Below are 21,697 nucleotides of genomic sequence, written 5' to 3' on the forward strand. Positions count from 1 at the left end.
ACCACGGCAAGCACTCGTCGGGACCGTCGGCGCCGCCGCGGACACCGCAGTGCGAGGCTGGACCGGTGCGTGTACGTCGACTGGGCTTCGCCGCCGTCAAGGGCACGCGCCACCTGTCCCGCCCGCTCGTGCAGCTCACAGCCGACGGGCCCGAGGGCGACCGGAGGTATGCCGTGGCCGACCCGGCCACGGGCCGGGTGCTCCGGACCGTCGACCACCCTGCGCTCGCGCGCGTCGAGGCCGAGGTCGAGGACGGGCTCCTGCGCCTGCGCCTGCCCGACGGCACCGTGCTCGTCGGTCCCGCCGAAGCCGACGAGGCCGACGCCTTCGGCGCGGCCGGTGGCGGCACGGTCGAGGGCGACTACTGGGGTCGCCCGGCCACCCTGCGCCCGCTCGACGGGTCGCACGACGCCGCGCTCACGGCATACCTCGGTCGCCCGGCGACGGTGGTCGCCACGGAACGGGGCGCGGTGGTTTGGGGCGCCCCCGTGTCGCTGGTGACGACGGGCGAGCTCGACCGCCTGGCGGGGCGGCTGCGCGCCGCCGGAGCCACCGTCCCCGCTGCGCTCGACGAGCGGTTCCGCGCCACCGTGACCCTCGAGGCCGACCGCGACCCCGAACCGGGCAGCCGCCTGCGCGTCGGCGCGGCCGTGGTGGAGGTCGTCGGCCGGATCGACCGGTGTGCCGTCATCGACGCGGACCCGACCACCGGGCTGCGCGACAGCCGGGTGCTGCGGCACCTGGAGCCGCGGGACGGGCTGCCCGTCTTCGGGGTCGACGCCCGCGTGGTGACCCCGGGCAGCGTCCGGGTCGGCGACCCCGGGACGCCGGAGCGGGCCGCGCACTAGGGTCGGGCCATGCAGGCGAGCACCTTCTCCCTCGAGACCCCCGACGGCACCCGAGTGCACGTGAACCGGTGGTTGCCGGACGGCCCCACCAAGGCGATCGTGCAGCTCGCGCACGGCATGGCCGAGCACTCCGAGCGCTACGTGCGGTTCGCCGAGCGCCTCACCGCCGCCGGGTATGCCGTGTACGCCGGCGACCACCGCGGCCACGGCGGGACGGCGCGCGCGCCCGAGGACGAGGGCTACTTCGCCGACCGCGACGGGTTCGACACCGTGGTCGCCGACCTGCACCTCATCGGCCGTCGTGCCCGTGAGGAGCAGGGCGAGCTGCCGTTCTTCCTCGTCGGGCACAGCATGGGCTCGTTCCTGGCCCGCGCGTACGCCATCCGCAACGGGTTCGAGCTCGACGGGCTGGTGCTCATCGGGACCGCCGGGGACCCCGGGCTGCTCGGCGCCGTCGGCCGGCGCATCGCCACGGTGCAGGCCCGCCTGCAGGGACGCCGGCACCGCAGCGGGCTCATGAACACCCTGACGTTCGGGCAGTACAACTCGGCGTTCAAGCCGAACCGCACGCCGTTCGACTGGCTGTCGCGCGACGAGGCCGAGGTCGACAAGTACATCGAGGACATCCGCTGCGGGGCCGTCTTCACGGCCGGGTTCTACTCCGACCTGCTCGGCGGCCTGGCGCGGATCAACCGCGACGAGGACGTCGCCCGCATCCCGCACGAGCTGCCCGTACACCTCGTGTCCGGGGCGCTCGACCCGGTCGGCGCGAACACCAAGGGCGTCCAGCAGGTCGCCGACCAGCTGCGGCGGCTGGGGGTGCGCGACGTGACCACCAGGTACTGGCCCGGGGCGCGCCACGAGGTCCTCAACGAGACCAACCGCGACGAGGTCATGGAGGAGATCGTCGGCTGGCTCGACGCCCACCTTCGCCGGGATGTCGAGAACGCGCAGGCGGCTCCGTCCCAGGGCTGACGGCGGCCACCCGGACGCCCCGACCGAAGGAGACAGCCAGACATGGCCAAGTACCTGCTGCTCAAGCACTACCGCAGCTCCCACGAGCAGACCGGACAGGGGCAGCTGCCCCCCATGGAGACCTGGACCCCGCAGGAGGTCCACGACCACATCGCCTTCATGGACCACGTCGCCGACACCCTGCGCGAGCGCGGCGAGTTCGTCGACGGACAGGCGCTGTCCCCGGAGGGCACCTTCGTCCGGTTCGACGGCGAGGGCAGGCCGCCGGTGACCGACGGCCCCTTCGCGGAGACCAAGGACCTCATCGCCGGGTGGATGATCGTCGACGTCGACTCGCAGGAGCGCGCCCACGAGGCCGCCGCGTTCCTCTCGTCCGCGCCGGGACCGGGTGGCGTGCCGATCCAGGAGTGGATCGAGGTGCGCCCCTTCCTCGAGCACCGGCCCAACGCGGTCGAGTGACGGCGGAGCCGCCGGTGACCTCGCAGGAGGCGCCGGCCCTCGACGTGGAGGCACAGCTGCGTCTGCTCGGGCCCCAGGTGCTGGGCATCCTCGTCCGCCGCGAGGGCAACTTCGCGGCGGCCGAGGACGCCGTCCAGGAGGCCCTGATCGAGGCGTACCGGCGGTGGCCGGCGGACGGGCTGCCCCGCGACCCGAAGGCGTGGCTGGTCACCGTCGCGCAGCGCAAGCTCGTCGACCTCCAGCGCTCGGAGGTCGCGCGTCGCCGCCGCGAGGAACGCGAGCTGGAGGAGCCGGCCCCCGGCCCGACCGAGCAGGCCGACGACACGCTGCTCCTGTACTTCCTGTGCTGCCACCCCTCGCTGACGCCCGCCTCGGCCGTCGCGCTCACCCTGCGCGCCGTCGGCGGCCTCACGACGCGGCAGGTCGCCGAGGCGTACCTCGTCCCGGAGGCGACGATGGCCCAGCGGATCAGCCGGGCCAAGCGCACCGTGGACGGCGAACGGCTGCGCACCCCCGGGGACCTGCGCTCGGTGCTGACCGTGCTCTACCTCGTCTTCAACGAGGGGTACTCCGGGGAGGTCGACCTGGCTGCCGAGGCGATCCGGCTCACCCGGCAGCTGGCCACGCTTTCCGACGAGCCCGAGGTCGCTGGTCTGCTCGCGTTGATGCTGCTGCACCACGCCCGGCGGGAGGCCCGGTTCACGGCCGACGGCCGCCTCGTCCCGCTCGCCGAGCAGGACCGCTCGCGCTGGGACACCGCCCTCATCGCCGAGGGGGTACAGGTCCTGCAGGCGGCGCTCGCCCGCGACCGGCTCGGCGAGTACCAGGCGCAGGCCGCGATCGCGGCCCTGCACGCCGACGCGCCCACCGCCGAAGACACCGACTGGACGCAGGTGGTGGAGTGGTACGACGAGCTCGCCGCGCTCACCGACAGCCCCGTGGTGGCGCTCAACCGCGCGGTGGCCGTCGGCGAGGCGGACGGACCGCTCGCCGGTCTGCGGGCGCTCGCCGCCGTGCCCGTCTCCGTGCCGCGGCACGACGCGGTCGCGGCCTACCTGCACGAACGCGCCGGGGACCTGGAGCAGGCCCGCAGCCTGTATGCCGCGGCGGCCCGCGCCGCGACGAACGCCGCCGAGCGCGACCACCTCACGCGACAGGCCGCCCGGCTGGGGCACGCCGCCACGTCGTGACGGGTGCCCCGGCCGGACGGCCTGGCGGGGTTCTTGCGTGCGGGCGGGTCAGCCCGCGGTGGTGAGGCGCTCGAGCTCGTCGGCGGTGAGCACGAGGTCGGCCGCCTTCACCGAGTCCTGGATGGACGTCGGGCGGGACGCCCCGGGGATCGGCAGGACGACCTCGGAGAGCGACAGCTCCCACGCCAGCGCCACCTGCTGCGGGCTGACGTCGTGCGCCTTCGCCACCTCCGCGAACGCGGAGTGCCGCGACCCCAGCTCGGAGGCGTCGGAGATGCCGCCGAGCGGGCTCCACGGCAGGAACGCGATCCCGAGCTCGGCGCAGTGGTCGAGCTCGCCGCGGCTGGACAGGAACTTCGGGGAGAACTGGTTCTGCACCGACACGAGCCGGCCGCCCAGGACCTCGTTCGCCTGGTCGATCTGCGCCACGGTGGCGTTGGAGATGCCGGCGCGGGCGATGAGGCCCTCGTCGAGCAGCTCCGCCAGCGCGCCGACGGACTCGGCATACGGCACCTTCGGGTCCGGGCGGTGGAACTGGTACAGGCCGATGGCCTCGACGCCGAGACGCTTGGCCGAGTCGCGCGCCGCCTGCTTGAGGTATGCCGGGTCGCCGTTCACCGTCCACGACCCGTCGCCCGGGCGCAGGTGGCCGCCCTTGGTGGCCACGACCACGGACGAGGTGTCGCCGCCCCAGGACTGCAGGGCCTCGGCGATCAGGGACTCGTTGTGGCCCACCTCGCCGGCGTCGCGGTGGTAGGCGTCCGCCGTGTCGATGAGGGTGACACCGGCGTCGAGGGCGGCGTGGATGGTGGCGACGGACCGCTCACGGTCGGGCCGGCCCTCGATGGACATCGGCATCCCGCCGAGCCCGATCGCGCTGACCTTCAGGTCGCCGAGCACACGCTGCTGCACGTCATCAACTCCTTCGTGGGGGGGGCTGTGGGCGACGCTCGCGGTGGGTCACCGGGCGACTGCCCTCACCAGTGCCAAGTCCCTCCCGCCGGAGGATGTTCCCCGCCGTCTCGTCATGCGAGTCGGCCGTTCCGCTTCGTGAGAAGGGTGTGGTCGCAGGTCTGACCCGGGTGCTTCCGCGGCAGCCCGCGACCAGCCCCGACCTCAGCGGCGGAGGCGGCGGAGCAGGCCCCTGCGGGCCGTGCGCAGGCGGAAGCCGTGCATCGGCAGGTCGAACGGGTCGGCGAGCCCCCCCAGCTCGGCCTGCACCGCGTCCGGGGGCGCGCCCTCGCCGAACGTGCCGAACATCCACGCGATCGCGGCATCGCCGAGCTCCAGCGGGTGGAACAGGAACGGCGAGTCCTCCTCCTCGCGGTGCTCCCCGGCCCAGTACGGCACCTCGAACGGCAGCGGCTCCCCCACCGAGTCGGCCACCGAGTCGTCGAGCTCCTTGTCCGAGTAGGCCTCGAACGAGCGGAGGACGGTGCCGTCGGCCCGGTGCACCTCGAACTGGCACAGGTCGACGACGCTGTGGATCATCAGCTGCCACGTCATCAGGCCGGCCTCCGCCGCCGCCCGGCCGAGCCGGTCCACCTGCGCCGGCGGCACCATCCCGCCGAGGACGGTGGTCGGCCCGAACGTCGCGACGTACAGCTCGTCCTCGCTGCCGGGGTAGCCGCCGTCGGCGAGCGTGCTCACCCCCAGTGGTGTCACCTCGGCGTCGGGGAACCACCGGGTCGCGGCGGCTCGCGCCGCCTCCGGTCCACCCTCGGCGTGCGCCCGGACGTCGTCGCGCGGCGTCCCCGGCCCCACGGCATACAACGCTGTCTTGAAGCCCACGGCCCCTCCCGGTCTCGGCTGACCGCCACGGTAGCGACGCCGCCCCGCGCGCGGGGCGTTCGGTCTCGGCGGCCCGCCGGCGCCTGCTCTGACAGACTCGGGCCATGGACTCCGGAGCCCCCAGCAAGGACTTCCGCTCGGCCTACCGCCACGGCTTCGCCCGCGTCGCCGCGTGCACCCTCCCCGTCTCCGCCGCCGACCCGGCCCGCAACGCCGAGGCGATCCTCGAGCAGGTGCGGCGGCACCACGAGGACGGCGTCGCCGTGACCCTGTTCCCCGAGCTGAGCCTGTCGGGCTACTCGATCGACGATCTCTTCATGCAGGACGTCCTGCTCGACGCCGTCGACCGCGCGATCGTCGACCTCGCCACCGCGACCCGGGGCCTGCGACCGCTGGTCGTCGTCGGTGCCCCGCTGCGCAGCGGCAGCCGGATCTACAACTGCGCCGTCGTGATCCAGGGCGGCTACGTCCTCGGCGTCGCCCCCAAGTCGCACCTGCCGACGTACCGCGAGTTCTACGAGGCCCGCCAGTTCGCCTCCGGCGCCGGCATCCGCGGCACCGTCCTCACCCGACCGCACTGGCCCGGGGCGGACGAGGACGGCGACATCCCCTTCGGGGTCGACCTCGTCTTCCGCGCCGCCGACCTCCCGGACCTCGCCGTGCACGCCGAGGTCTGCGAGGACATGTGGGTCCCGGTGCCGCCGAGCGCCAAGGCCGCCCTCGCCGGCGCCACCGTGCTGGTCAACCTCTCCGCCTCCCCCATCACCGTGGGCCGCGCCGAGGACCGCCACCTCTACGCCCGGTCCGCCAGTGCCCGGTGCAGCGCCGCCTACCTGTATGCCGCGGCCAGCCGGGGCGAGTCGACCACCGACCTGTCGTGGGACGGCATGACGATGGCCTACGAGATGGGACGGCTGCTCGGACAGACGGAGCGGTTCCCCGAGTCCGCGCAGGCGACCGTCGTCGACGTCGACCTCGACGGCATCCGTCAGGAGCGGATCCGGCAGGGGACGTTCGAGGACAACCGGCGCACCGAGTGGATCGGCGAGGAGGACGGCGAGCTGTTCCGGGCCCTCGAGTTCACCCTCGACCCGCCGCGCGGCGACATCGGCCTGCGGCGCAAGGTCGACCGCTTCCCCTTCGTCCCCGACGACGAGGCGCGGCTCGCGCAGGACTGCTACGAGGCGTACAACATCCAGGTCTCCGGGCTCGAGCAGCGTTTGCGCTCTATCGGCTCGGACACCTGGCAGCCCAAGGTCGTCATCGGCGTCAGCGGCGGCCTCGACTCGACCCACGCGCTGATCGTCGCCGCCAAGGCGATGGACCGGCTCGGGCGGCCGCGCACCGACATCCTCGGCTTCACGATGCCCGGCTTCGCGACGAGCAAGGGCACCAAGGAGAACGCGATCCACCTGATGGAGAGCCTCGGCATCACGTGGGAGGAGCTCGACATCCGACCGGCCGCGACCCAGATGCTCAAGGGTCTCGGCCATCCCGCGGGCGACGGTGAGGAGGTCTACGACGTCACGTTCGAGAACGTCCAGGCCGGTCTGCGCACCGACTACCTCTTCCGCGCGGCGAACCAGCGCGGCGGCATCGTCCTCGGCACCGGCGACCTCTCCGAGCTCGCGCTCGGCTGGTGCACCTACGGCGTCGGCGACCAGATGTCGCACTACGGCGTCAACGCCGGCATCCCCAAGACGCTCATCCAGCACCTCATCCGCTGGGTCGTCGCGAGCGGCCAGTTCGAGGGCGAGGTCAACGACACCCTCACGACGATCGTCGACCAGGAGATCAGCCCCGAGCTCGTCCCGGTCGCCGAGGGCGAGGCGATGCAGTCCACCGAGGACGCCGTCGGCCCCTACGCGCTCAACGACTTCACGCTGTACCACGTGCTGCGCTGGGGCTACCGGCCGAGCAAGATCGCGTTCCTCGCCCTGCACGCGTGGGCGGACGCCGAGGCGGGCGAGTGGCCGGCCGGCTTCCCCGAGGACCGGCGCACGGCATACGACCTGGCCACGATCCGGCGCTGGGAGGAGGCCTTCCTCACGCGGTTCTTCGCCAACCAGTTCAAGCGCTCGGCGCTGCCCAACGGTCCCAAGGTGGTCGCCGGCGGGTCGCTCTCGCCCCGCGGGGACTGGCGGATGCCGTCGGACGTCACCGGCCGCGCGTGGCTGGAGGAGCTGCGCACCAACGTGCCCGAGGCCTAGCCCCTCAGTCCAGTGCGTCGATGGGTGTGCCGCGCCGTTGCGCCTGCAGCCGGCGGTGCAGCTCGCGCACCTCGCCAGTGAGCTCCTCGGCCGGCCCGTCGACCTGGACGCCCGGCGCCACGGCTAACACCGGCAGGGCGGCCACGGGTGCCGGGCCCACGCCCCACCCGCGCAGCCAGCCGACGTACTGCTCGGTCGACACGGCATACACGACCCGGCCGATGCCGACCCACCCCGTCGCGGCGGCGCACATGGCGCAGTGCTCGCCGGACGTGTAGACCGTCGCGCCCGCGCGCTCGTCCGGCGACAGCAGCTCGGCCGCCCGGCGGGCCAGCTCGAGCTCCGGGTGCCGGGTGGGGTCGGCCATCGTCGTCTCCCGGTTGCGGTCCTCTGCCAGGCGCTCGCCGCCGGCGACCAGCACCGAGCCGAACGGCTCGTCCCCCGCCTCGAGCGCCTCAGCGGCGAGCTCGACGCAGCGTCGCAGGTGGTCCAGGTCGGTCTCGGTCAGCGCCATGCCCGACAGGCTAGGGCCGGGCGGTCCCGCACTGGTGCGTCTGGCGGGGTTCCGAGCCGGTCGGGAGGGGGGACCGGCTCAGAGCTGGCCGCTGGTGATCCAGTCGCACGCGCGGTGCATCGCGTCCCACGGGTCGGAGCCGAGCAGGGTGGTGAACCGCTCCGCGTGCCGGGACTGGGGGTCGGTCATCGTGGCCGTCCACTCCCCGCCCCGCTGCGTCTGGCTCAGGCTGACCGTTCGGGGCAAGGTGCACGAGGCGATCTCGATGAGCACCGGGCCGCCGCGCTCGCCGGTGCGGGTGATCGTGAACGCGTGCCCGGCGATGATGTCGGTGCAGCGGGCCGCCTCGAGGGCGCGGGAGCGGGCCCGGTGGTACTCCGCCTGCGCGGAGTTGCCGATCGACAGGGCGAGGGCGGAGCGGGCGGGCGACAGGCCCGACACCGTCCGCGCGCGGTTGGCGTCCTCGACGGCCGCCTCCGCCGCCATCCAGGTCCGGGTCACGTCGGCGGCGAGCTGCTCCCGCTTCTCGGGCGCGGCGTGGGTGACGTACCAGGCGTTGGTGTAGAGGCGGTCGATGACTGTCATGCCCCCGGTTCCCTTCTGACGAGCTGTCCCTGCGCGAGGCGCCCGACCCGTCCCCTGGCCGCTTTCCCCGCACCTCCCATGGTGGGTCGCCGGGGCGTCGCCCACATCGGCCCGCAGCGGGCCGACCGTCTCCACCACGGGGCTGACGGCACCCCTGCGGCTGCGCCCGTTTGCCTCCGGTGGAGCGGCGCTGGCCCCGCCCACCCGCGGGGTGGCAGGGCGCGACCCCCACCGCCGAGGGAGTGCGGCGGCCGCGGCCCCCACCCGCAGCCGACGGCGTCGGGTCACCCGCTCCACCTGCCGTGGAACCGGGCTAGCGCTCGACCCGGTCGCGGCGCATAGTGGACGAGGGACCACGGGGAGGGCCCGCCGACCCGGTTCCTGGGAGCCAGCATGTCGCCTGTCACGAACACCCCTGACCTCGTCCCCGTGCTGTCCGCCGGCAAGCACCGCAGCCCACGCAAGGGCGCGTGCTTCATGGAGATGGCCTCGTTCCTCGCCGGTGAGAAGTGGAGCGACCACCCGCGCTGCACCCATCCGCTCCTCGCCTCGATGGCCCGGCTCGTCAACGACGCCCTGTCCGACGACGAGCGCCGGCGCATCGCCACCCTCGTCCCGGACGTCGTGGGGCTCGTCGGCGACGACCTCGCCATCGACGTCTCGCTCGCCGTGCACGCCGCCGCGACCGCCCTGCCGCTGGTCTCCGCGACCCGGCAGAACGTGCTCGCGGTCGGGCTGCTCACCGCCGAGCGGATGCTCGACACGCTGCCCGAGGAGCACGAGGACCTCCATGCCCGCTGCGAGGCCGCCTTCAGCGCGGTGCCCGAGGCCCACACCTGGGCCGTCCGGTACGCCCGGGACGCCCGGGTGCGTGAGCGCATCTTCCGCCGCCAGACGGCGCCGCACATCGTCGCGTATGCCGTGGAGGGCGTCGCGGTGGCGTGCATCGACTCCCCGGCCGACCACCTCATCGGGATGCTCGAGCAGGCCGTGGCCGACCTGCGCTCGCGGGTCCTGGCGCCCGTGCCCTCGCGCATCACCGCCCTGCCGATGAAGGTCTGAGCCCCGCACCCCTCGAGCCCCCGCCGGCGTCGCCGGGGGCTCGAGGCGTGTCCGGACCGGCACCCCAAGTCGGTCCCAAGTCCGGCCCAAGCGCATGGGCGCACTGTGTTCCGCACAGACCAGAAAGCGGAACAAGGAGTCACCCATGACCATCGAGCTCACCACCTCGGACCTGCGCGCCGAGTCCCTCCGGGACCTGCGCGACGCGGAGGTGCAGCTGCCCGGCGACCCCGGCTACGACGCCGCGCGGATGCCGTGGAACGTCGCCGTCGACCAGCGCCCGGCCGCTGTCGCCACCCCGACCGACGTCGCCGGCGTGCAGCGGGTCGTCCGCGCCGCCGCAGCCGCCGGCCTGCGGGTCGCGCCGCAGGGCACCGGCCACAACGCCGGGCCGCTCGCCGCCCAGGGCCTCGGCGACGTCGTCCTGCTGCGCACGTCGGCCATGACCCGCGTGAGCATCGACAGCGCCCGCCGGATCGCCCGCGTCGAGAGCGGGGCGCTGTGGGAGCACGTCACCGAGCCCGCTGCCGACGCCGGCCTCGCCGCGCTGCACGGCAGCAGCCCGGACGTGGGCGTCGCCGGCTACTCCCTCGGCGGCGGCATCGGCTGGTACGCCCGCCAGCTCGGCCTCGCCACCAACAGCCTCACCGCCGTCGAGCTCGTCACGGCCGACGGTGAGCTCGTCCGCGCGGACGCCAACCGCAACCCCGAGCTGTTCTGGGCCCTGCGCGGCGGCGGCGGCAGCTTCGGCGTCGTGACGGCCCTGGAGTTCCGGCTCTTCCCGATCGAGTCGGCCTACGCCGGCATGCTCATCTGGGACCGCGAGCAGGCCGAGCCCGTGCTGCGCCGGTGGGCGCAGTGGGCGCCCGACGCCCCGGACGAGGTCACCACGTCGTTCCGGGTGCTCAACCTCCCGCCCATCCCCGAGATCCCGGAGATGCTCCGCGGCCGCTCCATCGTCATGGTGAACGGCGCGGTCCTCGGGAGCGACGAGCGTGGCGCCGAGCTCATCGCCGGCCTGCGTGACCTGCGACCCGAGATCGACACGTTCGGCCGGGTGCCGGCGCGCTCCCTGGTGCGGCTGCACATGGACCCCGAGGGCCCGACCCCCGGTGTCTCCGACTCGGCCATGCTCGCCTCGCTGCCGGACGCCGCCATCGACGCCTTCCTCGCCGAGGTCGGGCCGGGCTCGACGTCCTCGCTGCTCGCGGCGGAGCTGCGCCAGCTCGGCGGGGCGCTGGGCCGGCCCGACGAGCAGGGCGGTGCCCTCAAGCGGCTCGACGGGCAGTTCCTCGCCTTCGGTGTCGCGGTCGCGGCGACGCCCGAGATGGCGGTGCAGGGCGAGGTGGACGCGGCTCGCCTGGTCGGGGCGGTCGAGCCGTGGGGCAGCGGTCGCCGCTACCTCAACTTCGCCGAGGGCGCGGTCGACGCCCGCAGCGCCTTCGACGAGCGGGCCTGGCTGCAGCTCAAGGCGATTCGCACCGCGGTCGACCCGCGGGGTGTGTTCCTCGGCAACCACCGCATCCCGCGGCTGGTCGAGGACGGGCGCGTCACCGACTGACGCGCCCACGAAGGACAGGAGCCGGGGGGCACCGAGGGGGTGTGCCGCGGTCCGGGGGGCCCGCGGGACACCCGTGTCCCGCGGCATGTGGGCACGATCGGGACGCTCCCGGCATACCGCCTCCGGACGGTGCCGGCTCCGTCGAAAAGGCCTGTTCGCGGCTGCGGCCCCCCGCGTACCATCCGCCGCGTGAGAGTGGGTGTCCTCGGCGCCGCGCAGGCGCAGGTCGGGGACGAGCCGGTGGACCTGGGCACGCGCAAGCAGCGTGCCCTCGTCGCTGCCCTGGCCATGAACGCCGGGCGCCCGGTGTCCGTCGACGCCATCGTCGACCTGCTCTGGCCGCAGGACCCGCCGCGTGGTGTCACGGGCACGCTCCAGGCGTACGTCGCCGGCCTGCGCCGGGCCCTCGAGCCCGACCGGCCCGCGCGAGCCCCGTCCACCGTGCTCGTCACCGTGGCGCCGGGGTACGCGCTGCGGGTGGCCGAGGACGACCTCGACGCCACGCGGTTCGACCGGGTCGTCAGCCGCACGCACCGCCGCCTCGGCCGGCACACCGGGCTGCACGAGCCCAGCGGGTTGACGCGCGAGGAGCTCCAGTCGGTCGTCGCCGACCTCGACGAGGCGCTCGCGCTGTGGCGTGGCACGCCCTACCTCGAGCTGGAGGACGCCCCTGCCGCCGTCGCCGAGCGCGCCCGGCTCGAGGAGCTGCGGGTGGTCGCCCTCGAGGACCGGGCCGTCGCGGCGCTCGAGCTCGGCCAGCACGCGACGGTCGCCGGCGAGCTCGAGGCGCTGACCACCGCCCACCCCCTGCGTGAGCGGCTGTGGGGCCTGCGTGCCCTCGCGCTGACCCGCTCCGGCCGGCAGGCGGAGGCGCTGGACGCCCTGCGCGAGGTGCGCGAGGTGCTCGGCGACGAGCTCGGGCTGGAGCCGGGCCAGGAGCTGCGCGACCTGCAGGGGGCGGTCCTTCGGCAGGACCCCGTGCTCGACTGGACGCCCGTGCCCGAGGCCCCGGCGATCGAGCCCACCACCCGGATCGAGGGCGAGGGAGCGGCGGCCGCCCGGCGCGAGGCGGCCGCCTCGCCGGCGGCGGAGACCTCGCCGCCGGCGCCCCGGATCCGTGGCACGGTCCCGAGCCTGCCGGACTGGCCGCTCGTCGGGCGTTCCGAGCAGCTCGCCGAGCTCGTCGGCGCCCTGGACCGGGCGGAGTCGGGGACGCCGACCCTGGCGGCCCTCGTCGGCGAGCCCGGCATCGGCAAGAGCCGGCTCGCCGCCGAGCTGGCCGCGGTGGCCGTGTCGCGCGGGGTCACCGTGCTGCTCGGCCGGTGCTCGCAGGACGACGGTGCCCCACCGCTGTGGTCGTGGCAGCAGGTGCTGCGAGGCCTCGGGCGTGACCTCCCGGAGGAGGACGGCGACGACGACGGGGGTGCGCGCTTTCGCACCTGGGAGGCGATCGCGGCCGACGTCCTGGACGCGGCCGCGAGCCGCACGCTGCTGGTGATCCTCGACGACCTGCACTGGGCCGACGTCGCGAGCCTGCGGGTGCTGCGGCTGCTCGGCGAGACGATGCACGACGCCCGGCTCATGGTGCTCGGCACGTGGCGCAGCCACCCCGAGCCGGCCGACGCGCTCCTCGACGCGGTCGAGACCTTCGCCCGCCGGCACGCGGTGCGCCTCGAGCTGCGCGGGCTGTCGGCCGACGACGCCTCCCGCGTCGTCGAGGCGGTGAGCCACCGGTCGCCGTCCACCGCCGAGGCGGCGGCGCTGCGCGGCCGCACGGACGGGAACCCCTTCTTCCTCGTGGAGTACGGCCGGCTGGCGCGGGAGGGCGGCGACCTGTCCGCGCTGCTCTCCGAGCCGCACGCCCCGGCCGCGGTGCACGACGTGCTGGCGCGCCGGCTGCAGCGCATCCCCGAGGAGACGCTGTCGGTGCTGCGGTGGGCCGCCGTCGTCGGCCGCTCGTTCGACCTCGGCCGGCTCGAGGCGGCGTCCGGCCTCGACGAGGACACGCTGCTCGACCGCCTCGACCCGGCCCTGGACGCGGGGCTGGTCCGCGAGGACGGGATCGGCCGGTTCCTGTTCGGCCACGCGCTCGTGCGCGACACGATCTACGCGGCGATCCCGGCCACCCGGCGCGCGCGGGCCCACGCCCGCCTCGCCCAGGCGATGCAGGGTATGCCGGGCCGCGAGACCGAGCTGGCCCGCCACTGGCTCGCTGCGGGGCCGGCCCACGCGGCCCGCGCCTGGCTCGCCGCGGTCGGCGCGGCCGCGCTCGCGCGCCGGCTGCACGCGTACGAGGAGGCCGCCGGCCTGCTGCGCTCGGCCCTGGACACGCTGCCCCTGGACCCGGACTCCACGCCGCGCGAGCGCTACGACGTGCTCACCGACCTCGCCGAGGCCCAGCGCTGGAGCGGGGACTGGACCGGTCTCATCGCCACGACCGAGGAGCTCATCGCGGTCGCGGAGGAGCTCGACGACGTGCAGCTGCTCGCCCGGGCCGCGACGACGACCGCGGTGGGTGCGCTGTGGCAGTCCGGCCCCCACGGCAGCGTCAACGAGGGCGTGGTGCGCGCGCTGCGCGAGGTGCTCCAGCAGCTGCCCGCCACCGACGACCCGGTGCGCTGCCGCGTGATGCTCAGCCTGGCGCTGGAGATCTACTACGGCTCGACCTTCGAGGAGCGCCGGGCGCTGTGCGACGAGGGCCTGGCGATGGCGCGCCGGCTCGGCGACGAGGCGCTGCTGCTCGACGCGTGCCAGCTCGCGTTCACCGCCTTGTGGCGGCCCTCGACCGCCCCCGAGCGCCGCGAGCTGATGACCGAGGGCATGGAGCTGGCCCACCGCCTGGGCAACGAGCGCGCGTACGTCGTGACCACCACGCTGAGGGCGGTCGTCGCGGCCGAGCTCGGCCTCCCGGAGGAGATGTGGGAGCACGCCGCCGTCGCCCGGGATGGTGCGCAGCGGCTGCGGCTGCCGTACGGGCTGATCGTCCTGGACTCCCTCACCCTGCCGTGGCTCGCGATGGCCGGCCGGTTCGAGGAGTGCGAGGAGCTGATGGCGGACATCGTCCGGCTCGACCAGCAGATGACGCTGTCGCAGACCGAGGACGCGACGACCGGGGCGTTCATCACGCTGCGGCTGTGGCAGGGCCGGTCGGCGGAGGTGGCGCCGACGCTCGAGCAGTTCGCCGAGGTGAGCCCGCTGCCCGTCACCTCCACCGTCCTGCTGTTCTGGCTGCGGGGCGGGGAGCGCGAGCGGGCGGTGTCGTGCTGGCGCCAGCACCCGGTCGACCTCGACGGCGACGACTGGTTCTCCATGCTCAACTGGTGCGCGGCCGCGGAGGTGGGTCTCTGGCTCGACGACCACGCGCTGGCATCCCAGGCCTACGAGCGCCTGGCGCCGTATGCCGGCAGGTCGGCGTGCGCGGGCTCCGGCAACGCGATCGGCCCGGTCGACCTGTTCCTCGCGCAGGCCGCCGCCGCCGTGGGCGAGCGCGAGCTGGCCGCCCGGCACGCCGACGCGGCGCAGGAGCTGCTGGACGCGTGGCAGCTCCCGCTGGCCGCGGAGTGGTTCCGGGCGCAGCGGGAGCGCTTCACGTTCTGAGCGCGGGTCCTCAGCCGGCGTACCGGAAGGCCAGCCGCTCACGCCGCTGGAAACGTCGCCGCGTGGCCCGCCACATGAGGCGGTGCACGCCCCCGGAGCGCGCGAACACCTCGCGCAGCAGCGGGACCGGCACGTCGTGCGCAGCCCACGGCACCAGCCGCAGGACGGTGCTGAACGGCACGCCCTGGCGGAAGTGCTCCTCCTCGAGGGCCTCCCACTCCTCGTGGGTGAGGACCTGCTGGATGATGGCGATCGCCTCCGTCTCCTCGTGCTGCAGGTGCCTGGCGAGGCTCTCCCTGCCGGCGCACAGCCGCACCGCCAGGGCCGCGCGGGCGTCCTCGTCGGCGTGGGTCGACAGCTGCCGGAAGCCCGCCGCGCACGCCTGCAGGATCGGGTCGATCTCGTGGTGCTCGGCCTCCATCGCCTCGAGCACGCGACGACCCTCGTCGTCGGTCCGCTCGAGCAGCGTCGGCCACAGGCCGGCGTCCTCGCCGGAGTGGTGGTGGTGCAGCACCTCGGCGAACAGGTCCCAGCGCTCGGCGAGGGCCTGCCAGCACGCGCGGTCGGTGACCGGGGTGGCCTTGGCCGCCGCGGCGAACGCCGCCAGGTCGCGGCGGAAGCCGTGGTGCATCACGTACATCATCGTCATGTCGACCGGGCCCGGGTGGGCGGCGGTCTGCCCCGGGAACCGGAGCTGCTCGGGCCAGGTGGTGGGTGTCGTGGTGGTCATGGTGGTTCTCCGTTCGGTTCGTGCGGGATCGGTCACGGCGCGCCGACGAGCTCGGGCTCGTCGTCGGCCACGGGGTGGGGTGCGGGCAGTGCCGCGGGGTGGGTCGCCGGGCGCGGTCCGGCGGTTGCCGGACCGGTGACCCCGGTCGACGCGGACCCGTCCGTGACGGGCACGTGCTCGGTGTGCTCCGCGTGGACGGTCGGCAGCACGCGGTCGAGCCAGCGCGGGAGCCACCAGTTCCAGTCGCCGAGCAGTGACATGGTGGCCGGGACGAGCACCATCCGGACGACGGTGGCGTCGAGCAGGATCGCCGCGGCCATGCCGATGCCCAGCTGCTTGACCACGACGTCGACCTCGCTGGCGAAGCCGAGGAAGACGGCGACCATGATCGCGGCGGCGCTCGTGATGACCCGGCCGGTGGCCGACAGGCCGCGCACGACGCTCGCCCTGGCGTCGCCGGTGGCGAGCCAGTCCTCGCGGATGCGGGACAGCAGGAACACCTCGTAGTCCATCGAGAGGCCGAACAGGATGGCGAACATCAGGATCGGCACCCAGCTCGACACCGGCTGGGCGTGGTCGAGCCCGAGCAGGTCGGTGGCCCAGCCCCACTGGAACACCGCGGTCATCACGCCGTAGGCGGCGGCGATGCTCAGCAGGTTCATGACCGCCGCCTTGAGCGGGATCACGACGGACCGGAACACCATCGCCAGCAGCAGCACCGAGACCCCGACGACGAAGGCGATGACGAGCCACAGCCGGCCGGCGAGCATGTCGGAGATGTCGGAGAAGAACGCCGTGCCGCCGGTCAGCTCGGCCCCGGCGGGCAGCGAGGCCCGCACGTCCCTGACGAGCTGACCGGTCCGGGCATCCGTGGGCCCGAAGGCCGGGACGGCGTCGAGCACGCTGATCGCGCCGTCGGGCGACGTGGTGGCCGGGGTGACCGACACGACGTCCGGCCGCGCCTCCAGGGTGGCGGCGAGGCGTGCGACGGCATCGTCGGAGAGGCGGGAGCGGTCGGCCACGACGGTGAGCGGGCCGTTGCTGCCCGGACCGTACTCGGCGCTGACGAGGTCGTACGCGCGCCGCGTGGTCACCGACGTCGACTGGCTGCTGGGGTCCTGCGGCCAGGTGCGCATGTCCAGCGCCGGCACGGCCAGGGCGAGCATGGCCACGGTGGCCGCGGTGGCCCACAGGATGGGCTTGCGGGCGACCCGGGCCGCCCAGCGGGCGGTCAGCGGGCTGCGGGGGCCGGTGCCCTGGGCACTGCCACGGGTGCCGCGCCGGACCGCCCTGGGCAGGACCCGACGGCCGGCGAACCGGCACAGGACCGGCACCAACGTCAACGACGCCGCGGCGACCGACACCACGGCGATGGCCGTGGCGAAGCCGAAGGAGCTGTACACGGGCAGCCCCGCGAGCCGCAGGCCGAGCAGCGACACGAGCACCGTGGACGCGGCGAAGACGACCGAGCGCCCGGCGGTGGCCGCAGCACGTCCGGCGGCCTCGACCACCGGCACGCCCTGGGCCAGGTACTCCGCGTGGCGCGTGAGCAGCAGGAGGGCGTAGTCGATGCCCACGCCGAGGCCGACCATCGTCGCCACCATCGGCGCGGCGGTCGAGACGTCCATCGCGGCGGCGAGCAGCGTGACCCCGGCAGACCCGATGCCCAGCCCGACGAGGGCGGTGGCGATGGGCAGCCCGGCGCTGACCACGGAGCCGAAGGCGAGGACGAGGATCAGCAGGGCCGCCACGACGCCGACGAGCTCGCCGCGGCCGGTCATCGGCGCGGCGGCGCTCTCGGGGACGTCGCCGCCGAGCTCCACCTGGAGCCCGCTGGCGCGGAGCGGTGCGACGGCCGCGTCGAGCGGGGCGAGGTTGCCCATCAGGTCGGGGTGGGTGACGGGCACGCCGTAGTGCAGCGCCACCACTGCGGTGTCGCGGTCGGCCGAGGGCACGGCTGGCTCGACGAGGACGACGTGCGGCATCTCCCGGAGGCGCCCGGTCAGCGTCGCGAGGGCATCGGCGGGGACGGTGCGCCCGTCACGGTCGTGCACGACGACGCGGGCGCCGGCGTTGCCGGCGGCGGGCAGGTGCGCCCGCAGCTGGTCGATGCCGACCTGGGCCCGGGCCCCGGGGACGTCGTAGTCGTCCTGGGGCGTGCCCCCGAAGGCGCCGGCGAGGCCGGCGACGACGCCGGCGAGGAGCACCCAGGCGCAGATCGTGCGCCACGGGTGAGCCGCGGCACCACGGCCGAGGCGGTAGAGGAAGCGAGACATGGGTGGTCCTTGTGCGGAGGGTGACTGGTCGGGACCAGCGTCGGCGCCACCGCTTGCGCACCACTTGGGATCGGCTTGGGGCTGCTGTCTCCACCACCCGGCGCCCTCTCTCGGGACGCCCCGGTCCTGCCTGTCAGCCCGGCAGCTCGACCTCGACCCGCAGCGCGGCGTGGTCGGACGCCACGGACGGGAGCACCCGCGCCGCGACCGGCCGCACGCCCCCGCCGCACCACACGTAGTCGATCCGCCGGTGCGGCTCGTCGTTCTCCCACGTGTGGCCCGTGCCCTCGCCGACCTCCGCCCAGGCGTCGACGAGCCGCTGCGCCAGCAGCCGGTGGGTCGGTGAGCCGGGCTCGGTGTTGAGGTCGCCGAGCAGCACCGTCGCCCGGTTGTCGAGGGCGTCGAGCACCACCCGCGCCTGCTCCACGCGCTCGTCCTCGCGGTCCCACTGCAGGTGCGTGCCGAGCACGCGCAGCTCCAGGCCGTCGACCCGCACCGTGGCGTCGAGCAGCCCGCGCTGCTCGCTCCCCGCGAAGCACGGCAGCAGCGTGGTGGACGGCCCCACCAACGGCATCGTGGCCAGCAGGGCGGTGCCGTACTGGCGCGGCGGGCCGCCCGGGCGCCCCGGCCCCCGGTCCACGCACACGGCATACGCCAGGTGCATCCCGAGCCGGTCGGCGAGCAGGCCTGCCTGGTCCTCGTGGCGGCTCTGGGCACGCAGGTGCCGGTCCACCTCCTGCAGCGCCACGACCTGGGCCCCGCTGGCCTCGACCACCTCGGCGATGCGACCGAGGTCGAGCACGCCGTCGACCCCGATGCCGCCGTGGATGTTGTAGGTCAGCAGGACCAGTCGCGTCGTCACGGCGCCACCCTCGGCGGGCGGCGCAGGAGCCGGGGCAGGTATGCCGCCCCCGGCGCCTCCTCGGAGCCCGCGGCCTCGTCGGAGGGGTTGGAGATGGAGCACTGCTTGAGCGAGAGGCAGCCGCACCCGATGCAGGAGTCGAGCTTGTCGCGCAGCGCCTCCAGGGCCGCGACCTGCTCGTCGAGGCGGTTGCGCCAGTGCGCCGAGATGCGGTGCCAGTCCGACTTCGTGGGGGTGCGGCCCGCGGGCAGGCCGTCGAGCTGCTCGCGGATCTCCTCGAGGGACAGTCCGACGTTGCCCGCGGCGCGGATGAAGGCGAGACGGCGCAGGACGCTGCGCTCGTACCGTCGCTGGCCGCCCGGGGTGCGACCCGCCCGGATCAGTCCCTCCTTCTCGTAGAAGCGCAGCGCCGACGGGGCGAAGCCGCTGCGGGCGGCCACCTGCGAGACCGTCAGCACGTCGTGGGTGTCCACCGGGTCCACCTCCGGGCGTCGCGACGCTAGTTCGAGTCCACTTCAACTCTAGCGGCACCCTCCACGGCCGCGAGCCGAAGCGGGCACGAAGGGAAGTGGGCGCGCGACCCCGCCGGCGCGCACCTAGGGTCGGACCATGGAACTCGGTGAGCTGCTGGTGGACGCGTTCGAACGGATCCGGGACGGCGTGCACGGGGCCGTCGAGGGCCTCGACCCCGAGCAGCTCGCGACCCGGCCGACCCCGCACGCGAACTCGATCGCGTGGCTCGTCTGGCACCTCGCCCGGGTGCAGGACGACCACGTGGCCGACGTCGCCGGCGTCGAGCAGGTCTGGACCGCCCAGGACTGGCACGGCCGGTTCGGCCTGCCGTTCGGGCCCGAGGTGACCGGCTACGGCCAGTCCTCGGAGGACGTCGCCAAGGTCTCCGGGGTCACGGCCGAGCAGCTCACCGGCTACCTCGACGCGGTGCACGAGCAGACGGTCGGGTACGTCAGGTCCCTGACGCCGGAGGACCTCTCGCGCGTCGTCGACGAGCGCTGGGACCCACCGGTGACCCTCGGTGTGCGGCTGGTCAGCGTCGTCAACGACGACCAGCAGCACGTCGGGCAGGCGGCCTTCGTCCGCGGCTTGCTCGGGGACGCCTGAGCCCCCACCCAGCCACCCTGCTGCCTCGTGCCCGGTGGCTCCCCAGCGGGGCAGTTGGCGAACCACGCTCGGCCGCGGCGAACGCGCTCAGCGGTAGCGGCGGGCGACCTCCAGGGCCCGCTTCGGGTAGTCCCCGCCGAACAGGACGGCGTGCACGAGCAGCGGGTGCAGCTGGTGCAGGCCCACCCGCAGCGGCCACTCCGAGTCCAGCCGGTGCTGCTCGAGGTAGCCGCCGATGACGAAGTCCCAGTGCGGGCACCCGAACAGCGCCAGCATCGCCAGGTCGGTCTCCCGGTGGCCGCCGTGCGCGGCCGGGTCGATGAGGACCGCCCCGGCGGGGGTCCACAGCACGTTGCCCGACCACAGGTCGCCGTGCAGCCGGGCGGGGGTGCTGCCGTCGTCGAACTCGCCCCCGGCGCACCGGCGGGCCACGGCCTCGAACACCGCTGTATCGGACCTGCGGTAGACACCCCTATCGACCGCCATCGCCACGGCGGGGAGGATCCGCTGGGCGGCGTAGAACTCGCCCCAGGACCCCACGGGTCGCAGCGCCAGTGGCAGCAGCTCGGACACCGGGCCGAGGTAGCCGTCGCCCTCCCAGCCCGCCGGCGGTGACCCGAAGGCGGGCGCCCCCGCGTCGTGGGTCCGGGCGAGGCCCGCGCCGAGCGCCTCGGCCGACGCCGGGTCGGGATTGGCGAACACGAGGCGGCGCAGGTTCAGGTGGTCCTCCCCCGCGTCCAGCACCTCGGCCACCGGGGCGCCGCCCGGCGCGTCACGGAGCCAGGCCAGTCCGGCTGCCTCCCAGCGGAAGTAGCCGGTCGGGGCGGTCGCGCTCCCCTTGCGGAAGACCTCCCCCGAGCTCGTGCGGTGCTCGTCCGGCACCCGTCCGGTGCTCATCCGGCCCCCACGAGCCGGTCCACCTGCTCCGGCGTGAGGTGGGGGTCGGCGAGGTGGGGCGAGGCGACGCACCCGGCCGCGACCACCGCACCGGCCTCCAGCGACCTGCGCCAGTCCCAGCCGCGGCTGTGCCCGTACATGACGCCCGCGCAGAACGCGTCCCCTGCGCCGTTCGGGTCGACCGCCTCGACGGGCCGGGCCGGGACGTGCACGGGGTCGGCGGTCCCCACGAACGCCGTCGCGCCCCGGCTGCCGTGGGTGACCACGACCAGCTCGCGGGTGGGCGCGAGCATGGCCGCGAGCCCGAGCGCGTCCGGGTGCCCCTCGTCGGACATGAAGAGGTATGCCGCCGCGTCGACGAAGTCCTGGTGGTGGGCCGAGACACCGTCCCAGTCGTGCACGTCCACCCACGCCGGCATGCCACGGGCTTCGAGGGCCGGCAGCGCCCGGCGCGCGTAGTTGGACAGGTTGACCCACGAGTAGTCGGCCCCGTCGACGAAGTCGCCCAGGTCCTCGGTCGTCACCGGCGGGTCGGCGCTGCTGTCGTTGACGTACACGCTGGTGCGGCGCCCCTGCGGGTCCATGAGGTTGACGTGCCGCTCGGTGCCCTGCGGGTCGGGGACGCGGTGCACGCGCACCCCGGCTGCCTCGAGGATGTCGACGGCCAGGTCGCCCTCGTCGTCCTCGCCGACGAGGGCGTGCAGCCGGGTGTCGAAGCCGAGCCGGGCCAGGTTGAGCGACTTGCCCGACCCGGTGGCGCCGATACCGGTCCGCGACGCCGTGGCGAACAGCGTCTCGGTGCGGCCGCTGGGCAGCCGCGGCACGTCGATGACGTGGTTCCAGCTGACGCCGCCGCCGACGGCGGCCACGAGTGCGCTCACCGCTCCATCCTGCCCCGGTCCGTGCTTCGTACGCGATGTCTCGGAGCCTGCCGCTTCGTCCGGTTCCGCCCGGTTCGGGCGGAGTCCGGGCCGATGGAACGAGGCGTTGCCGCAGGTGGAGCCGGTATACCGTTCTCCCT

19 protein-coding genes are annotated in these 21,697 nt (G+C 74.7%); 9 read left to right on the forward strand and 10 right to left on the reverse strand.

What is annotated here, in order from left to right; translation table 11 throughout:
• Positions 1-65 precede the first annotated feature (65 nt).
• From J2X64_RS08280 to J2X64_RS08295, 4 genes are read left to right on the forward strand one after another with little or no spacing between them, the layout of a single operon-like run.
• Complete coding sequence (locus J2X64_RS08280; protein ID WP_310152232.1) at positions 66-848, forward strand: MOSC domain-containing protein; 783 nt, start codon at positions 66-68, stop codon at positions 846-848.
• A 9-nt stretch (positions 849-857) separates the two neighbouring features.
• On the forward strand, positions 858-1,823 hold the full coding sequence (locus J2X64_RS08285) for an alpha/beta hydrolase (protein WP_310152235.1): 966 nt from the start codon (positions 858-860) through the stop codon (positions 1,821-1,823).
• Positions 1,824-1,865: 42 nt separating this feature from the next.
• Positions 1,866-2,282, forward strand: coding sequence for a YciI family protein (locus J2X64_RS08290; RefSeq protein ID WP_310152238.1), 417 nt, complete (start codon positions 1,866-1,868; stop codon positions 2,280-2,282).
• A 14-nt stretch (positions 2,283-2,296) separates the two neighbouring features.
• Positions 2,297-3,472, forward strand: coding sequence for a sigma-70 family RNA polymerase sigma factor (locus J2X64_RS08295; RefSeq protein WP_310152241.1), 1,176 nt, complete (start codon positions 2,297-2,299; stop codon positions 3,470-3,472).
• A gap of 48 nt (positions 3,473-3,520) precedes the next feature.
• Here the strand turns inward: J2X64_RS08295 and J2X64_RS08300 are convergent, their stop codons facing one another.
• Both J2X64_RS08300 and J2X64_RS08305 read right to left on the reverse strand, forming a co-directional pair.
• On the reverse strand, positions 3,521-4,384 hold the full coding sequence (locus J2X64_RS08300) for an aldo/keto reductase (RefSeq protein ID WP_310152243.1): 864 nt from the start codon (positions 4,382-4,384) through the stop codon (positions 3,521-3,523).
• Between the two features lie 204 nt (positions 4,385-4,588).
• A complete protein-coding gene (locus tag J2X64_RS08305) occupies positions 4,589-5,263 on the reverse strand; it encodes a DUF6928 family protein (RefSeq protein WP_310152246.1) in 675 nt (224 codons plus the stop codon).
• A gap of 104 nt (positions 5,264-5,367) precedes the next feature.
• Here J2X64_RS08305 and J2X64_RS08310 point away from each other — a divergent pair, with 104 nt between their 5' ends.
• The gene (locus J2X64_RS08310) at positions 5,368-7,473 is read left to right on the forward strand and encodes an NAD(+) synthase (RefSeq protein ID WP_310152249.1); all 2,106 of its coding nucleotides are present in this window, start codon (positions 5,368-5,370) and stop codon (positions 7,471-7,473) included.
• 4 nt (positions 7,474-7,477) lie between these two features.
• Here the strand turns inward: J2X64_RS08310 and J2X64_RS08315 are convergent, their stop codons facing one another.
• Both J2X64_RS08315 and J2X64_RS08320 read right to left on the reverse strand, forming a co-directional pair.
• On the reverse strand, positions 7,478-7,987 hold the full coding sequence (locus J2X64_RS08315) for a nucleoside deaminase (protein WP_310152252.1): 510 nt from the start codon (positions 7,985-7,987) through the stop codon (positions 7,478-7,480).
• 78 nt (positions 7,988-8,065) lie between these two features.
• Positions 8,066-8,572 carry a hypothetical protein gene (locus J2X64_RS08320; protein WP_310152255.1) on the reverse strand — a complete coding sequence of 169 codons (507 nt, stop codon included), beginning with the start codon at positions 8,570-8,572 and terminating at the stop codon, positions 8,066-8,068.
• Positions 8,573-8,965: 393 nt separating this feature from the next.
• On the opposite strand from J2X64_RS08320, the gene J2X64_RS08325 reads away from it, so the two are divergent.
• From J2X64_RS08325 to J2X64_RS08335, 3 genes are all read left to right on the forward strand, one after another.
• Positions 8,966-9,634 (forward strand): hypothetical protein, encoded by a 669-nt coding sequence (locus tag J2X64_RS08325; protein ID WP_310152258.1) that lies wholly within the window; start codon positions 8,966-8,968, stop codon positions 9,632-9,634.
• Between the two features lie 145 nt (positions 9,635-9,779).
• On the forward strand, positions 9,780-11,195 hold the full coding sequence (locus J2X64_RS08330; RefSeq protein ID WP_310152260.1) for an FAD-binding oxidoreductase: 1,416 nt from the start codon (positions 9,780-9,782) through the stop codon (positions 11,193-11,195).
• 189 nt (positions 11,196-11,384) lie between these two features.
• Positions 11,385-14,792: a BTAD domain-containing putative transcriptional regulator gene (locus tag J2X64_RS08335; protein ID WP_310152265.1), complete on the forward strand. Its 3,408-nt coding sequence runs from the start codon at positions 11,385-11,387 to the stop codon at positions 14,790-14,792.
• A gap of 10 nt (positions 14,793-14,802) precedes the next feature.
• Here J2X64_RS08335 and J2X64_RS08340 read toward each other — a convergent pair whose 3' ends face one another.
• From J2X64_RS08340 to soxR, 4 genes are all read right to left on the reverse strand, one after another.
• Positions 14,803-15,522, reverse strand: coding sequence for a hemerythrin domain-containing protein (locus J2X64_RS08340; RefSeq protein ID WP_310152268.1), 720 nt, complete (start codon positions 15,520-15,522; stop codon positions 14,803-14,805).
• A gap of 32 nt (positions 15,523-15,554) precedes the next feature.
• A complete protein-coding gene (locus J2X64_RS08345) occupies positions 15,555-17,798 on the reverse strand; it encodes an MMPL family transporter (RefSeq protein ID WP_310152273.1) in 2,244 nt (747 codons plus the stop codon).
• Between the two features lie 133 nt (positions 17,799-17,931).
• Positions 17,932-18,660, reverse strand: a complete 729-nt coding sequence (locus J2X64_RS08350; protein ID WP_310152276.1) for an endonuclease/exonuclease/phosphatase family protein — start codon at positions 18,658-18,660, stop codon at positions 17,932-17,934.
• Positions 18,657-19,133 (reverse strand): redox-sensitive transcriptional activator SoxR, encoded by a 477-nt coding sequence (gene soxR / locus J2X64_RS08355; protein ID WP_310152281.1) that lies wholly within the window; start codon positions 19,131-19,133, stop codon positions 18,657-18,659. The genes J2X64_RS08350 and soxR overlap by 4 nt, the downstream gene beginning before the upstream one ends.
• Positions 19,134-19,269: 136 nt before the next feature.
• Here soxR and J2X64_RS08360 point away from each other — a divergent pair, with 136 nt between their 5' ends.
• Positions 19,270-19,779: a mycothiol transferase gene (locus J2X64_RS08360; protein WP_310152285.1), complete on the forward strand. Its 510-nt coding sequence runs from the start codon at positions 19,270-19,272 to the stop codon at positions 19,777-19,779.
• Between the two features lie 87 nt (positions 19,780-19,866).
• Here J2X64_RS08360 and J2X64_RS08365 read toward each other — a convergent pair whose 3' ends face one another.
• Both J2X64_RS08365 and J2X64_RS08370 read right to left on the reverse strand, forming a co-directional pair.
• On the reverse strand, positions 19,867-20,676 hold the full coding sequence (locus J2X64_RS08365) for a fructosamine kinase family protein (protein WP_310152288.1): 810 nt from the start codon (positions 20,674-20,676) through the stop codon (positions 19,867-19,869).
• Positions 20,673-21,557, reverse strand: a complete 885-nt coding sequence (locus J2X64_RS08370; protein WP_310152291.1) for a PfkB family carbohydrate kinase — start codon at positions 21,555-21,557, stop codon at positions 20,673-20,675. Before J2X64_RS08370 ends, J2X64_RS08365 begins: the two co-directional genes overlap by 4 nt.
• Between the last annotated feature and the right edge of the window lie 140 nt (positions 21,558-21,697).

Origin of the sequence: Phycicoccus sp. 3266 (genome assembly GCF_031456495.1) — a bacterium.
Lineage (GTDB): Bacteria > Actinomycetota > Actinomycetes > Actinomycetales > Dermatophilaceae > Pedococcus.

Bases quoted from the DNA above. Each gene is read 5' to 3' on its own strand.
- J2X64_RS08285 (WP_310152235.1), top strand. From the start codon at position 858: ATGCAGGCGAGCACCTTCTCCCTCGAGACCCCCGACGGCACCCGAGTG.
- J2X64_RS08290 (WP_310152238.1), top strand. From the start codon at position 1,866: ATGGCCAAGTACCTGCTGCTCAAGCACTACCGCAGCTCCCACGAGCAG.
- J2X64_RS08310 (WP_310152249.1), top strand. From the start codon at position 5,368: ATGGACTCCGGAGCCCCCAGCAAGGACTTCCGCTCGGCCTACCGCCAC.
- J2X64_RS08315 (WP_310152252.1), bottom strand. From the start codon at position 7,987: ATGGCGCTGACCGAGACCGACCTGGACCACCTGCGACGCTGCGTCGAG.
- J2X64_RS08320 (WP_310152255.1), bottom strand. From the start codon at position 8,572: ATGACAGTCATCGACCGCCTCTACACCAACGCCTGGTACGTCACCCAC.
- J2X64_RS08325 (WP_310152258.1), top strand. From the start codon at position 8,966: ATGTCGCCTGTCACGAACACCCCTGACCTCGTCCCCGTGCTGTCCGCC.
- J2X64_RS08330 (WP_310152260.1), top strand. From the start codon at position 9,780: ATGACCATCGAGCTCACCACCTCGGACCTGCGCGCCGAGTCCCTCCGG.
- J2X64_RS08340 (WP_310152268.1), bottom strand. From the start codon at position 15,522: ATGACCACCACGACACCCACCACCTGGCCCGAGCAGCTCCGGTTCCCG.
- J2X64_RS08345 (WP_310152273.1), bottom strand. From the start codon at position 17,798: ATGTCTCGCTTCCTCTACCGCCTCGGCCGTGGTGCCGCGGCTCACCCG.
- J2X64_RS08360 (WP_310152285.1), top strand. From the start codon at position 19,270: ATGGAACTCGGTGAGCTGCTGGTGGACGCGTTCGAACGGATCCGGGAC.
- J2X64_RS08365 (WP_310152288.1), bottom strand. From the start codon at position 20,676: ATGAGCACCGGACGGGTGCCGGACGAGCACCGCACGAGCTCGGGGGAG.